The organism is Flavobacterium sp. ALD4 (assembly GCF_002836475.1).
Taxonomy (GTDB): Bacteria; Bacteroidota; Bacteroidia; order Flavobacteriales; family Flavobacteriaceae; genus Flavobacterium.
In genome coordinates, this window is record NZ_PJBJ01000029.1 from 145,858 (window position 1) to 161,813 (window position 15,956).

Genomic DNA, 15,956 nt, shown 5'->3' on the forward strand with positions numbered 1-15,956 from the left:
GGGATTGGTTTAATAATTTTAAAAATAGTGTTCAGTATTCATTAATCTTATAATTTAACATTCAGCAATTTTGGAAAACAGAAAAGTCTTAATTATAACCTATTATTGGCCACCCGCAGGTGGACCTGGTGTTCAACGTTGGCTAAAATTTGTGAAATATTTGCCTGATTTTGGTATTCAGCCTATTGTGTATGTTCCAGAGAATCCTACCTATCCCATTGTTGATCCTAATTTAATAAAAGAAGTTTCGGATAAGGCAATTGTTTTGAAACAGAAAATTTTTGAACCCTATCAATTGGCTTCTTTTTTTTCGAAAAACAAAACTAAGAAAATAAGCTCTGGAATTATTCCAAGTCAGAAAAAGCAGTCTTTTATGGATAAACTTTTCCTTTTGGTACGGGGTAATTTGTTTATTCCTGATGCCCGTTTTTTATGGGTGAATCCCTCTGTTTCTTTCTTGGAAAAATACATTGTTGAAAATAAAATTGATACTATAATTACTTCAGGGCCGCCACACAGCTTACATCTTATCGGTTTGGAATTAAAACGAAAGTTAGATTTAAAATGGTTTGCGGACTTCAGGGATCCATGGACTACTATTGGCTATCATAAAGCTTTGCGATTATCAAATTACGCCACGAAACAGCATAAGATGTTAGAGCATAAAGTTTTGAATACAGCAGATACTATAATTGTCACGAGCAAGACCACAAAAAGAGAGTTTGAAGCCATCACAAGTAAACCTATTACCGTGATAACAAATGGGTATGATGTCGAAAAAATAGAAGAGCAGTCATTGGACACAAAATTCAGTTTGGCACACATTGGTTCTTTTCTTTCTGAGCGAAATCCTATGATTTTATGGGAGAGCTTAGTGGAGCTAATCAGTGAAGTTCCTGATTTTAAAACGCATTTGGAGATAAAATTAATAGGGGCAGTAAGTCAGGAAGTACTGGAAACTGTTTCACAATTTGGATTAGATCTTTATTTGAATAATCTGGGATATCTTGCGCATGGGAAAGCAATCTCTCATCAACGCAAGTCTCAAGTTTTATTGTTGATCGAAATCGATTCTGAGGATACGAAAAGTATTATTCCTGGTAAATTATTTGAGTATATGGTATCCAACCGACCTATCCTTGCTATCGGACCAAGAGATTCTGATTTTGCTGAAATAATAACAAGTACTAATACGGGGGTGTTTTTTAACTATTCAGAGAAAGTGAAGCTAAAAAGTGTAATTTTGGATTTTTATAATCAATTTTTGCAAGGCAAATTGCAGGCAAAAGGAGTTGGGTTACAACAGTATTCAAGAAAAAATTTAACTAAAGAATTAGTTGATTTAATAAAGTAAGCCCTCAAAACCTAACATCTAACTTCTAATCTCCGAATGGGAATAGTATTAAATCAGTCGTTAAAAAATACAATAATAACATATATCGGTTTCGGTATTGGTGGGATAAATACCATTTTCTTTTTTCCAATTATTTTAGGAGATACTTATTATGGTTTAACTAATTACATTCTTTCTGGAGCTAACCTTATGATGCCTTTGTTTGCTATTGGTATGCAAAATACCTTAGTAAAATTCTTTTCGCAATGTACTAGCGAGGAGGAGGAAAATCGGTTTTTGTCATTTACTGTTTTAGTTCCTTTAGTTTTGTGTATTCCTTTGATAATTATGGGTTTAGTTTTCTTTGATGATATTGCAGCTCTAATACCAAAGAAAAATGAGCTTGCTATTAGTTATCTATGGTTGATTCCTTTTACAGGATTTTGTATGGCTTATTTCGAAATATTTTATGCTTGGGCAAGGGTTCATATGCATTCTATCTTTGGAAATTTTGTAAAAGAAGTTGGGTTAAGGGTGTTTGCTCTAATTGCACTTGTAGCGGTTTATTTTAACTTTTTAACAGTTATACAATTTATCTATGTAACTTCTGGAATATATTTCTTTGCTTTTTTAGTCACTATGTTTTATGCTTTTAGGATTAAAAAACCGCATTTTCAATTCAGTTTGCCTGCCAACTTAAAAGAGGTATTAATTTATAGTTTTTATATAATTTTATCTGGAAGTGTAGCGAATTTATTGTTGGATGGAGATAAAATTATATTAGGGCAGTTTATGGAATTTAAAAACATTGCCTATTACTCCGTAGCAACTTATATAGCATTGGTAATATCTGTACCGAGCCGTGCTATGCACCAAATTGTATATCCCATCACGGCAAAACTTATGCACGAGAACAAGCAGGAAAAATTGAATGATCTCTATAAAAAAACATCTATCAATTTGCAAATAGTTGGTGGGTTTGTTATGCTGGGTATATTTGTAAATATTAATAAAGTATATGAAATGATGCCTCCAGTATACGCTGGTGGAATTACCGTTGTTTTTATGATAGGATTATCCAAGTATTTTGATTTGATATTAGGTAATAATAATGCTATAATTTTTAATTCAAAATATTACAGAATGGTATTGTTTTTAGGGCTTATGCTCGTATTCTTGACGATAACGTTGAATCTTGTTTTTATTCCGATGTTCGGAATTATAGGCTCTGCATTTGCCACTTTATTGTCTATTACTTTATACAGTTTAGCGAAATTACTATTCGTTGTAAAACGGATGCATTTGTATCCTTTTACTAGACAAACGTTATATTCTATGGGTCTGACGCTTGTTTTGTTTTTATTGTTTTATTTTTGGGAATTTCCTTTTATTCCAGTTATTGCCATTGGATTGAAATCGATACTGTTAACAGTGGCTTATGTCTATATTAATTATAAGTTTGTTATTTCAATTGAGATAAATGAAGTTATTGATAGTGTATTCAAGAAATTGAATATTAAATTGTAGGATCAAATCTGTAAATTGAAGGAGGCCGATTTAATTATTAGAAGATAGCTGTATTTGTTGTTTTGTCTTATCAAATTAAATTAAATTAAATAGTTCAAGAAGATAGTCAACTGCAATTTTTTTGTCCAAGATTTAATTAATTTAACTTGGTCTGTGCTGTTTTTGTAGCCCTAAATTTTTTTAGTTTTCTTTTTTTGCGCTTGATTGAGTTTTTAAATGTTTGTTTTTAGTATTGCTATTTTGTCAGTAGTATGGTGTAGAGCTGTTAATTTTAGAAAATATTAGAATCGTTATGTAATAATTAGATTGCTTTTAAAAAACAGGTTCGTAAGTCCATACTGAAATCTAGAAATATAGAAAGCGAGATATTGTTGAATATCACTAAAAGTGGGTATTGTGGGATTCGTAGTAAGTTTTTATTTTTGTGGTCAGTATTGTTCGAGTAAAAACAATGTTGAAATTAAATCATATAATTATTATGAATAACCAAGCATTAACTAAGGAAGAGGGTATAATTAAATTCTCAAAAATCCTAAAGGAAAAAATTAGTAAGGGGTTTGTAATAGAAGAGCGAAACGATAAATTACCATTTGCTGTATTATTAAAAAAAGGAATAAAAGTAAATCACAATGTTAATTTTGTTTTTTCTTGCGCTACATTAGGTTTGTGGTCAATACCTTGGATATACCGCAGCTTTATTTCTTCTCGGGACATAAGAATATTAGTTGCCATTGATGAAGATGGAAATGCATTTGAAGACAAATGTTATAATTAATTTACTGTCGTAAGTTATAAAGTAGCCTAGTATTTATACTAGGCTATTTTTTTATCTATAATTTTCAGGCTACAGTTTGTCTTTTAAATAATGTCCGGTAATTGATTTTTTATCTTGCACAATTTGCTCAGGTGTTCCCACTGCCAGCAACTGTCCGCCATTTTCCCCGCCTTCAGGGCCTAAATCTATAATCCAGTCCGCACATTTTATAAGATCCAGATTATGCTCTATGACCAATATCGAGTGCCCTTTTTCTATTAAAGCATCAAAAGAGGCTAAAAGTTTTTTAATGTCATGGAAATGCAATCCCGTTGTTGGTTCGTCAAATACAAACAATGCTTTTTCTTTAGTCGCTCCTTTTACCAAAAAAGAAGCCAGTTTTATTCTCTGTGCTTCACCACCGGAAAGCGTAGAAGAGGATTGGCCTAATTGAACGTACCCCAGTCCCACATCTTGTAGTGGTTTTAGTTTCTGTGTGATTTTATGTTGTTCATTGACTTCAAAAAATGCTACAGCATCATCGATAGTCATCGTAAGTATATCATGAATGTTTTTCCCCACAAAAGAAACTTCGAGTACTTCCTTCTTAAATCGTTTGCCATTACAAGTTTCGCAAGGCAATTGAACATCGGCCATAAAAACCATTTCTACATTGATGGAACCTTCTCCTTTACAAGTTTCGCATCGGCCAGCATCCACATTGAAAGAAAAGTGTTTCGGCAGGTAGCCTCTTATTTTAGACAATTTCTCTTTCGCATATAATTCTCTAATGTCATCATAAGCCTTGATATAGGTCACAGGGTTAGAACGGGAGCTCCTACCGATAGGATTTTGATCTACATACTCAATATACTTTATTTGTGAAAAAGAGCCTGTAATCTCACTAAACTGTCCTGCTTTTTCACCTGCATTATCTAGTTTCTTTTGCATTGCAGGAAATAATATTTTCTTGATAAGCGTACTTTTCCCGCTTCCGGAAACACCTGTAATTACCGTTAGCACATCTAATGGAAAGGTAACATCAATATTTTGCAAGTTATTTTCTCTTGCTCCTTTAATTTCAATGAAATTTTTGAATGTTCTGCGTTTTTTAGGAACTGAAATTTCTAAATTCCCGTTGAGATATTTCGCGGTAAGTGATGTTGATTTTAAGATTTGGTCAAAGGTACCTTGAGCAACTAATTCTCCACCGAAGGAACCCGCTTCCGGACCGATATCGATGATCATGTCGGCGGCGTTCATAATATCTTCATCGTGTTCAACGACTATTACGGTATTGCCTAAATCACGCAGCGATAATAATACTTTTATTAATCGTTCCGTATCTTTTGGGTGTAAACCAATACTTGGCTCATCCAAAATATACATCGATCCCACTAAGCTGCTTCCCAGTGAAGTGGCCAAGTTAATACGTTGGGACTCTCCACCGGAAAGTGTCGATGAGTTTCGGTTTAATGTTAGATAATCTAAACCTACCTCGGTTAAAAAGGACAATCTGTTGTTAATTTCTAACAGTAAACGCCTCGCGATCTGTTTTTCATAGACATCCAATTCGATTCCTTCAAAAAACAAGACTAAATGTTTAATAGGCAGGTCGACTATGTCAGAAACGGTCTGTGAATTGATTTTAACAAAAGAAGCTTCAATGCGCAAACGCTTTCCTTTGCAGGAATGGCATTTAGTTTTACCGCGGTAACGGGAAAGCATTACCCTATTTTGTATTTTATAATTTTTTGCTTCTAGTTCTTTAAAAAAATCATTTAGACCCTGAAAATACTTATTTCCATTCCATATCAAATCTTTTTGCTTCTCGGTCAATTGATAATAAGGTTTATGAATTGGGAAATCAAATTTGTAAGCGTTGTTTACCAATTCATCACGGAACCAACTCATGCTTTCACCCCTCCAGGGGAATATGGCATTCTCATATACGGATAAAGTGGTGTTCGGAACAACCAGTTCAGCGTCAATACCTATAATGTTTCCATACCCTTCACATACGGGACAAGCACCGTAAGGGTTGTTGAAACTAAACAAGTGGACATTTGGCTCTAAAAAAGTGATGCCATCTAGTTCGAAATTATTGGAATAAGAAAATCTTTTATCAGAACTTAATTCTTGTAAATGGCAGATACCTTTTCCTTCATAAAAGGCAGTTTGCACCGCATCTGCAAGACGATTATAGAACTCCTCTTCGTCTTTTACAACAATTCGATCAATGATTAGCATTATATCTTTCTTGTCAAGCGCATGCTGATCGATTTCGTCTAAACGAATCATTTGATTGTCAACTAAAATTCGAGCAAATCCTTGCTGCAGTAGTGCTTTTAGTTTATCCTCCAGCTTTCTGCCTTCTTCGAGATGAATTGGTGACAGGAGCAACCATTTGCTGTCCAAATCAAAGCTTTTGACATCAGCAACCACATCAGTAACAGTGTTTTTTTTTACTTCCTGCCCTGAAATTGGTGAAAACGTTCTTCCAATGCGAGCAAATAATAATTTCATATAATCATAGATCTCAGTAGAAGTTCCTACTGTAGAACGGGCGTTAGTAGTATTTACTTTTTGCTCTATGGCAATAGCGGGCGCAATCCCTTTGATGTATTCTACTTTAGGTTTGTCTAATCTTCCAAGAAATTGTCTGGCATAAGAAGATAAGCTCTCTACATAACGGCGTTGTCCCTCTGCATACAGCGTGTCAAAGGCTAAACTGGATTTTCCGGAACCGGAAAGGCCTGTAATTACAACCAATTTGTTGCGTGGAATCACGACATCCACATTCTTTAAATTGTGTACCTCTGCGCCTTTAATAATTATATTTTTCTTTGGATCTATTTTTGAAAAGTCAACTTGCATAAAAAAGAATGTATTTTCACAAAAGTAAACAATTTTCAACAGAGAAAAGGGAGTGAACAGTTCACAAATTTTAGCTAATTCTAGTATTTTGAATTAAATTTGGCTTTCGAATCTTAATTTTTCTTATTTTCAACTATAAATAATTTCTTTCTGACTATAAATACTGTTTTTAGTTTTATTTTTGAAATGTAATAAAAGCCCCACTCATTGAAAACAAAATTATATATCCTGTTCTTTTTATTTTCTTCTTTTGCTTTTTCCCAAGAGTTACCTCCAATTGTAAAATATGCGCCATCTATTTATGGAGCAGGAAATCAAAATTGGATGATTTCTCAGGATCAAAATCATTATGTATTCTTTGCTAACAATGAAGGGCTACTGGAATATAACGGTTCTAATTGGAAGTTATATCCGTCTCCCAATGAAACGATTATTCGTTCTGTAAAAGTAATCGATAATAAAGTATATACGGGTAGTTACATGGAATTTGGTTTTTGGACGAGAAAATCAGATGGACAACTTAATTACACATCCTTAAGTCAAACCATAAAAAATAAAATTCTCGATGATGAACAATTTTGGAATATATTAAATTTTGATCAATGGGTAGTTTTTCAATCGTTGAACAGAATATATATATATGATACTAAAGCAGGTAATTTTAAAATTATTTCGCCTGATACCGGGATAAATAAATCTTTTAGAACAAACAATTCTATTTATTTCCAAACTATTACTGGGGGGCTTTTTGAAATAGAAAGAGGTAAGGGGGCATTAGTGTCTAACAACCCTGTTTTGAAGAACAATAGGATAATTAATGTTTTCTCAATTAATGAGGGACTTTTAATCCAGACGCAATTAAATGGGTTTTATACCTTAATAGGAAGTGCGTTGTCAAAATTTTCAACCGAAGCGGATTCCCAACTGTTAGAAAGTAGTGTTTATAGCAGTCAATTGCTTTCGGATGGTAACATTGCGATTGGAACGGTATCTAATGGCGTTTTCATTATAGATAATGAGGGTAAAATGAAATATCATATTTCACAGAATCGAGGATTGAGTAATAACACGGCGCTATGCTTGTTTGAAGATGCAGATAGAAACCTTTGGGTTGGTCTGGACAACGGTATAAATTGTATTAACCTTCAGTCTCCTATCCATAATTTTGTTGACAATACAGGTGTGTTGGGAACGATTTATAGTTCTAAATTGTATAATGACAAATTATATATTGGAACCAATCAAGGATTATTTTATAAAAAATATCAGAGCAACGAGGCTTTTAAATTAATATCCGGTACTAAAGGTCAGGTTTGGTCTTTATTTGAGTACGACGGAACTTTATTTTGTGGGCATGATTCAGGAACATTCATTATCGGAGACGGTACTGCGAAAAATATATTTCCTTTTTCCGGTACATGGAAGTTTGAAAAGATCCCCTATAAAAAAGAGGTGTTACTTCAAGGAAATTATTATGGTATTTCGGTATTAGAAAAAATAAATAATGAATGGGTTTTTAGAAACAAAATCTCAGGTTTTGACTATTCATCAAAATATTTTGAAATTGTAAATAATAATGAAATATATGTGAGTCATGAATATAAAGGAGTTTTTAGATTGCAATTAGACACTAAATTGTTAAAAGTAAATTCTTTCACGTCCTATGAAGCTCCAAAAAAGGGAAAAAATGCGAGTTTGATAAAATTTAACAACAAAATTTATTATGCCTACAAAGAAGGTGTCTTCGAGTTAAATGATAAAACGAAGCAATTTGAAAAAGATAAATTATTAAGCTCTGTTTTTGAAAAAGACGAATATACATCTGGAAAATTGATTGTAGATAATTCTAATAAAATCTGGTTGTTTTCAAAGAATTATATTCATTATTTCTCTTTGAGTAAGTTAAGTAACCAGCTTAAACAAAATATAATTTCGATTCCTTCTTCGTTGACCAATTCGATGTTAGGCTATGAAAATATATCACAGCTGTCAAACTCTGACTATCTTATAGGCACAACAGATGGTTATTATATTATGAATATTAATGACCTGAGTTTTAAAAGCTATACTGTCTCAATTGCTAACATTGCTACAAATAAACTGAATGAAACTGCGGTGAGCCATCCTATCAGTGAAAATGGTGGTTTTAAACATAATGATAATAACATAAGTTTTAGTTATACCGTACCTGAGTATAACAAATATATAAATGTTGAGTACCAATATTTATTGGAAGGATTTCAAGAGGAATGGAGTGAATGGAGTTCAAAGTCCGCAGTTATTTTTAAAAATTTAGCACCAGGAGATTATACCTTTAAAGTTAAAGCCAAATTTGCAAATTCAACTTTGGACAATACTGCCATATACTCATTTACAATTCTTAAACCCTGGTATAGAAATAACATTGCCGTTTTTATTTACCTCATTTTTATTCTTGCAATAGTGTATTATATTAATAAGACCTACAAAAATTATTATTACACACAGAAAGAAAAGTTGATTGAGGAAAATAATCTTTTATTAGAGATAAAAGAGTTGGAGAATGAGCAACAACTGATGCGTATCAGAAATGAACAACTTTCTCAGGACGTGGATTCTAAAAGCAGGGAATTAGCTGTGTCGACGATGAGTTTAAACAGTAAGAATGAATTGTTGGCCTTTATCAAAGAAGATTTGAAAAAGAACGATGAAAACGAAAATAGGAGTATAAAATCGGTTATATCAACTATAAATAAAAATATTGCCAAGGATGATACTTGGAATGTTTTTAAAGAAGCTTTTGATAGTGCTGACAAAGATTTCTTGAAAAAAATAAAATCAGCTCATCCTTCCTTAACACCAAATGACCTGAGACTTTGTGCGTACCTAAGGTTGAACCTTTCCTCCAAAGAAGTTGCTCCTTTGTTGAATATTTCTGTACGTAGTGTTGAAATAAAGCGATATCGTTTGAGAAAGAAAATGGAGTTATCTCACGAACAGGGTCTTGTGGAGTATATTTTAAGTGTATAGTTTTATAGATACACAAGAAATATAACTATACATTACCACAACATTAACGTTATCGCTGGTATATATTCCGTTGTTAGAGCTAAATAAAGCACTCGTGATTCCTCAGTAAATACGTGGGTTTTATTTAAAATAGATAAAAAAAAGCACTTTTTTTTAGGATGTATATTTTATATAGAGGTCTTTTTTAACAAATTATTTAGTTTTCACTCTACTTTTATCATTCACAAAAAACATAAATTATGAAGTCGAATTATCTAGTAATTATTTTTCTATTCCTCTCTACTTTTGGTTTCGCCCAAAGTTTTGATATTGGAGGGACTGTAAAGGAAAAAGATTCTGGTTTACCCATACCAGGAGTAAATGTTCAAATTAAAAATTCCACAAAAGGAGCAGCAACAGATTTTGATGGTAAATTTTCGTTAAAAGGAATTCCGTCTGGTTCGACACTTGTATTCACTTACATAGGTTATAAAAATTTTGAATATAAAGTGACTTCAAATAATTCTGCACTTACTATTTCTTTAGTTGGGGACGCAAAAAGTTTGGACGAAGTTGTTATTATTGGATACGGTAGCCAGAAAAAGCGTGAAGTAACGGGAGCGGTATCTGTTGTGGATAGCAAAACGCTTGATATTTTGAAACCTGTTAGAATAGAGCAAGCCCTCCAAGGGACTGTGTCAGGAGTAAATGTAACCACGACTTCGGGTTCACCTGGAGCAGCGTTAGATATTCGTATTAGAGGTATTGCAACTAATGGAAATGCTGCACCTCTTGTTATTATAGATGGTTATATTGGGGAGCTTGGATTATTAAATCCGAATGACGTGGCGACTATGACTGTTTTAAAAGATGCACAAGCCGCTATTTACGGTTCGGCTGCTGCTAACGGAGTTATTTTAGTAACGACTAAAACAGGAAAGAAGAATAGTAAAGGAAAAATTTCTTTTAATACTTACACAGGATTTCAAGAGACTAGTAAAACTTTGCAGACTTTGAATGCTACTCAATATGCATTATTGCTCAATGAAAGTTATGCCAATGGAGGGAAGGCGCTTCCTTATCCCAATGTAGGTAATCTTGGAAGAGGTACTGATTGGCAAAGAGAAGTTTTAGGTAGAAATGTACCTATTATTAGTCATGATTTAACTTTTTCTGGAGGGTCTGAGAAAATCACGTATGCGGTAAGTGGATCGCATCTTGATCAAGAAGGTATTGTAGGGGGTGATAAGTCTGGTTTCTTAAGGAATACTGCAAGAGTAGCATTAGGGGCTGATGTTTCGGATAAATTAAAATTGAAATCGAATGTTATTTACACGTATTTCAATAGAAGAACATTATTGGAAAACGGAAATGCATCTGTACTTTTAAATGCTGTTAACGCTCCATCGGTTCTTTCTCCTTATGATGGTGATGGTAATTTTACGGTTTTTCCTGGGGGAACTCTAGGAAATGAAATGATCAATCCATTAGCGCAAATTGACAACACTTATAACAATTTCAATTTTAAACAAATCAGCGGTAATTTTGGGTTAGATTATACCGTTTTTAAAGATTTTGTTATTTCTAGTAACTTAGGATTCAAATCTGCCAATAGTGAATCAAAATCTTTTGCTAAGATTGTTGATTATGGTGGCGGAAAGGTATTTAATCAACCCAGAAGTTCTGTTTCGCAAAATGCGATAAATGACAATAGTTACTCTTTTGATATCTTTGCAACGTACAACAAAACCATAGCCAATGATCATAAAATTATTGCTATGGTTGGAAATACTATCTATAAAGAATACGGAAATGGGTTAAATACTACAGGGTTTGATGTACCGAATAATTCATGGGATTTTGCAGATATTAGTTTGACAAACGGCGCACCACCTGAGGGAACAAATCCAGCTGGGTCATATATTTATGACGAAAGAAGACTATCGTATTTTAGTAGAGTACAATATGACTTTAAAGGGAAATACCTTTTGTCAGGGATGCTTCGTCGTGATTCATCGACTAGATTTGGACCGGGAAATAAAGTGGGTTACTTCCCTTCTGTCACTGCAGGTTGGATTGTGTCAGACGAAGGCTTCTTTGGAGAATCTAAGGTAGTAGACTTTTTGAAATTAAGAGGAAGTTATGGTATTGTAGGGAATGATAGAATTCCTAATAATGGTTATATCTCTCAGTTAAATGGTGAAGCAACTTATGTGTTTGACGGAGGAATAGTAAACGGACGTGCAACAGGACAGATCCCGAATCCAAATCTAAAATGGGAACAAGCTAAGAAATTGGATATAGGCTTAGATTTGAATTTGTTCAATAATAAAGTAAATATCGTAGCTGATTATTTTGTTGATACTAGAGTTGATTTATTAATTCCAGGTATTCCTGTTTCGGGAATTCTTGGAGCTCAAGCACCTGGAGCATCCTCACCGACTATAAATGCAGGTACGGTAAGAAATGAAGGCTTGGAATTCGCGATCAATTATAAAAAAGATTTTTCGGATGATTTTAATATTAGTCTAGGATACAATGTTACCTTTCTTAGAAATAATGTTGTGGAAATAAATGGAGCTGACTTCCTTGAAGGTGGGGTATTTGGTATTGGTCAACCAGCGCCTTCTAGAATGGAAGTAGGGCATTCCATAGGATATTTCTATGGGTTGAAAACCAACGGAGTTTTTCAAAATCAAGCGGAAGTTGATGCGGCACCCTCGCAAGCAGGAGTTGGAGCGAAAGCTTCTCCGGGAGATATTCGTTATGTAGATGTAAATGGGGATGGAGAAATTAGTTTTGATGACAGAACGGATATTGGCGACCCTATTCCAGCGGCAACTATGGGTTTCAACATGCAGTTGAATTACAAAGCACTTGATTTTTCTGTGTACAGTTTTGCATCTGTTGGGAATGATATGATTCGTAATTACGAAAGCATTGCTGACGACGCGAATCGTTTGACGTATGCATTAGACCGATGGACAGGTGAAGGAACTAGTAATTTTGTGCCTAGAGTAACAACTGCAGGAACAAGTAATAGAGTTTTATCAGATTATTTTGTTGAAGATGCTTCTTACTTCAGAATCCAGAGTGCACAGCTAGGCTATACGTTAAATTCTAGATTTGTAAAGAAAGCAGGAGTCTCTAAATTGAGATTATATATGGGTGTAAATAACCTTTATACCTTTACAAAGTACAAAGGCTATGATCCAGGTGCTTCTAATGGAAATCCAATTGGAGGAGGAATCGATGATGGTTTTTACCCTATACCAAGGACCTATTTGTTAGGATTAAATATTAATTTTTAATTAAAATAAAATGAAAAAAAATATATATTTTGCGATAGCAAGTTTAGTAGTCTTCTCTACGGCAGCTATTTCTTGTAGTGATGATTTTGTTGATCGTCCCGTTCAATACTCAATTGATTCCGAGAATTATTTCAATTCTAAAGGGGATTATGAAGCCGCTCTAATAGGTGCTTATGATTTATTGCATTCCACTTTCATCAATGTTTTGATGGGAGAGATTGCCTCTGATAATACGTTTGCCGGAGGTAATGGTCCAAATGATGTTCCAGGATATCAATCAGTAGACGATATGATTCATACTAAAAACAACGTTCAAATTAAGCAATTATGGGATTGGATGTTTGCTGGAGTTCAGAGAGCTAATTACATTTTAGAATTCAAGGACAAAATAAATTTTGAAGGAAAGAATCAAATTATCGGTCAAGCACGTTTTTTAAGAGCCTATTATCATTTTGAATTGGTAAAATGGTTTGGAGGAATTCCAATGAATGGAGATAAACGATTTGCTCCAGGTGACGAAAAATCCATACCACGTTCTTCAGTTAGTGAAGTATATGCTACAATCGAAGCAGATTTGATTTATGCATCACAAAATTTGAGTGTTGTAGCATCAGAAAAAGGAAGAGCAACCAGTGGAGCTGCATTGGCATTGTTAGGGAAAGCTTATTTGTATCAGGAAAAATTTACTGAAGCTGCCAGTACTTTTGAATTATTAATTAATACTGGAAATTATCGTTTAGTACAAACAGCAGATTTAACTGTGGATCAAATTGGTCAAGGTCTTACCCCATTTGGAAGTATTTTTGAAGCTGATGGTGAAAACGGTCCAGAATCTGTTTTTGAAGTTCAGTATACCGATGTTGAAGGTGGGAATTATGGTCAATTACAGTTCGTAGAAGGTAATGTCGCAGTAGGATTCGCCGGTCCTAATGGTTATGTAGGGCCTTTCTTTGCTGATGGTAACAATTTTAATCTTCCTACGCCAAAAATAGTTAGCGCTTTTGAAAATGGAGACACTAGAAAAGAGGTAACTATTTTGGATATGATATCTTGGATTGCTGCAAATCCAGGAACTAGCTACAACAAACAAAATGAAGATACAGGTTATTTTAATAGAAAGTACATACCAAGAAAAAGAAGTCCCCTTGCCGGAGCCGATGTCAAATTAACGAGTCCAAATAATTATAGGGCGATTCGTTATGCCGATGTCCTTTTGATGGCCGCTGAGGCAAACATCAGAAAAAGCGCTGTCAATGTAGCAAAAGCGCAGAATTATTTAAATATTGTTCGTGATAGAGCTTTTGGTGATGCTACACATCGTATAGGTGTTTCAACTCAAGTAATATGGGATGAAAGGCGAGTAGAATTAGCAGGTGAAGGATTCCGCTTCTTTGATTTAGTGCGAACGGGTAAAGCGGCGCAGGAGATTGATGGATTTGTTGCTGGAAAAAATGAATTATTTCCTATTCCGGCTGAAGAAATTCAGTTCTCTGGTGGGAATTGGGCACAAAACCCTAATTACTAAAAAAGTATAGTTATGAAAAAAATAAAATTAATTTTTGGTTTCGTATTCTTGCTAGCAATTGCTATCAGTTGTACGGTTGATGGTATTGATGGAGAAACTTCGATGTTAGATTCAGTTACTGCACCTAGTGAAGTCCTTGCTTTTTATAATATCACTCAGGACAATACGGGCTCAGTAACCATTACTCCAAATGGTGAAGGAGCAGTCTCTTATGATATTTATTATGGTGATGACACTGCTGCAGCTGTTAATGTATTACAGGGTAAAAGCACAACTCACATTTATAAAGAAGGCACTTACGATGTTAAAATAGTGGCTGTTGGTATTACAGGGTTAAAAATGGAAATGAGCCAAAGCTTAGTAGTTTCGTTTAAAGCTCCAGAAAATTTAGAAGTAATCATTACAAATGATTTAGCTATTTCAAAAAAAGTAAACGTTATGGCGAATGCGGATTATGCTACTATGTATGATGTTTATTTTGGAGAAACGGGTAATGATGTACCTGTATCTGCAAATAATGGTGAAGTCGCGTCTTATACGTACAAAACAGCTGGTACTTACAAGATACGAGTTGTATCAAAAAGCGCTGCCATACAGACTACTGAGAAATCGCTGGATTTTGTGGTGACTGCCATTGAGCAGCCAACTGCTTCAGCTCCTACACAACCTTTTAGAAAAGGGGATGATGTTATTTCTATTTTTAGCAGCAGTGTTTACGATGTTGTTACAGGTTCAGAGTATTTTCCATATTGGAGTCAGGATCAGCAATATTGGTCTACTGCTCTATTCCAATTAAAGGGGGATGAAATGCTAAACTATATTAATTTAACTTATCAGGGAATTCAGTTGGGCTCTGCTCAGGATGCCAGTAGTATGGAGTACCTTCATGTTGATATTTGGTCTGCTGATGATATGTCTATCAAGATCTTTCCACTTCAAGGAGGTGTTGACCAAAAGTCTGTTACTAAAACATTAGTAGCCAATCAGTGGAATAGTTTTGACATTCCTCTATCTGAATTTACAAGTCAAGGCTTACCATTAGACAATGTAGGGCAATTTATGTTTGTAGGAAGTCCTGAAAGAGAAAGAACTGTTTTTATTGATAATCTATATTTTTACAAAGGGGTTCCAGTGTCAATTCAAATGCCACTTGATTTTGAATCTACTCAATTAACTTATACTTGGAATGGTTTTGGGCGTGCTACAGCTACTCTTGTTGATAATCCGCAAAAGTCAGGATCTAATTTGTCTAATAAGGTAGTTAGATTTAACAAACAATCTGGATCTGAAGTTTGGGCTGGTGCTAGCATAAATCTAGATAGTCCGGTCAATTTTGCTAACGGTTCCAAAGTTTCTATCAACATTTGGTCTCCAAGGGTGGGAGCCAAAATATTGTTCAAAATGGAAAATTCTACGGGTGCAAAAGATGGGAATGGAAATCCAGCAGTTTTTGTGCAAGTGGAAGCGCAGACCACTGTTGCTAATTCTTGGCAAGTACTAACTTTTGATCTAACGGATTATGCTGGTTTTAGCACAACGATTCCTTATGATAGAATTATTTTCTATAATGATAATGGGACAGCTGGTACTGGAACGGATTACTATTTTGATGATATCGAACAATTTAAATAAAATAATAAA

The 15,956-nt window shown here is 34.2% G+C and carries 8 protein-coding genes; 7 read left to right on the top strand and 1 reads right to left on the bottom strand.

The features are described from left to right. Positions 1-70: 70 nt before the first annotated feature. The 3 genes from CXF59_RS08345 to CXF59_RS08355 all read left to right on the top strand — a co-directional run bounded on the left by CXF59_RS08345 (position 71) and on the right by CXF59_RS08355 (position 3,635). The gene (locus tag CXF59_RS08345) at positions 71-1,354 is read left to right on the top strand and encodes a glycosyltransferase family 4 protein (protein WP_101137358.1); all 1,284 of its coding nucleotides are present in this window, start codon (positions 71-73) and stop codon (positions 1,352-1,354) included. 36 nt (positions 1,355-1,390) lie between these two features. Beyond that, on the top strand, positions 1,391-2,860 hold the full coding sequence (locus CXF59_RS08350; protein WP_101137359.1) for an oligosaccharide flippase family protein: 1,470 nt from the start codon (positions 1,391-1,393) through the stop codon (positions 2,858-2,860). A gap of 478 nt (positions 2,861-3,338) precedes the next feature. Further along, positions 3,339-3,635, top strand: a complete 297-nt coding sequence (locus CXF59_RS08355; protein WP_101137430.1) for a hypothetical protein — start codon at positions 3,339-3,341, stop codon at positions 3,633-3,635. A 69-nt stretch (positions 3,636-3,704) separates the two neighbouring features. Here the strand turns inward: CXF59_RS08355 and uvrA are convergent, their stop codons facing one another. Next, positions 3,705-6,491, bottom strand: a complete 2,787-nt coding sequence (uvrA, locus tag CXF59_RS08360) for an excinuclease ABC subunit UvrA (protein WP_101137360.1) — start codon at positions 6,489-6,491, stop codon at positions 3,705-3,707. Between the two features lie 207 nt (positions 6,492-6,698). On the opposite strand from uvrA, the gene CXF59_RS08365 reads away from it, so the two are divergent. The 4 genes from CXF59_RS08365 (at position 6,699) to CXF59_RS08380 (ending at position 15,947) form a co-directional block, all read left to right on the top strand. Then, a complete protein-coding gene (locus tag CXF59_RS08365) occupies positions 6,699-9,500 on the top strand; it encodes a triple tyrosine motif-containing protein (RefSeq protein ID WP_101137361.1) in 2,802 nt (933 codons plus the stop codon). A gap of 239 nt (positions 9,501-9,739) precedes the next feature. Beyond that, the gene (locus tag CXF59_RS08370) at positions 9,740-12,790 is read left to right on the top strand and encodes a TonB-dependent receptor (RefSeq protein ID WP_101137362.1); all 3,051 of its coding nucleotides are present in this window, start codon (positions 9,740-9,742) and stop codon (positions 12,788-12,790) included. Between the two features lie 10 nt (positions 12,791-12,800). After that, complete coding sequence (locus CXF59_RS08375; protein ID WP_101137363.1) at positions 12,801-14,315, top strand: RagB/SusD family nutrient uptake outer membrane protein; 1,515 nt, start codon at positions 12,801-12,803, stop codon at positions 14,313-14,315. 12 nt (positions 14,316-14,327) lie between these two features. Next, positions 14,328-15,947 carry a hypothetical protein gene (locus CXF59_RS08380; protein ID WP_101137364.1) on the top strand — a complete coding sequence of 540 codons (1,620 nt, stop codon included), beginning with the start codon at positions 14,328-14,330 and terminating at the stop codon, positions 15,945-15,947. The last annotated feature ends 9 nt before the right edge of the window (positions 15,948-15,956 follow it).

Bases quoted from the DNA above. Each gene is read 5' to 3' on its own strand.
- CXF59_RS08375 (WP_101137363.1), top strand. From the start codon at position 12,801: ATGAAAAAAAATATATATTTTGCGATAGCAAGTTTAGTAGTCTTCTCT.
- CXF59_RS08350 (WP_101137359.1), top strand. From the start codon at position 1,391: ATGGGAATAGTATTAAATCAGTCGTTAAAAAATACAATAATAACATAT.
- CXF59_RS08355 (WP_101137430.1), top strand. From the start codon at position 3,339: ATGAATAACCAAGCATTAACTAAGGAAGAGGGTATAATTAAATTCTCA.
- uvrA (WP_101137360.1), bottom strand. From the start codon at position 6,491: ATGCAAGTTGACTTTTCAAAAATAGATCCAAAGAAAAATATAATTATT.
- CXF59_RS08370 (WP_101137362.1), top strand. From the start codon at position 9,740: ATGAAGTCGAATTATCTAGTAATTATTTTTCTATTCCTCTCTACTTTT.
- CXF59_RS08380 (WP_101137364.1), top strand. From the start codon at position 14,328: ATGAAAAAAATAAAATTAATTTTTGGTTTCGTATTCTTGCTAGCAATT.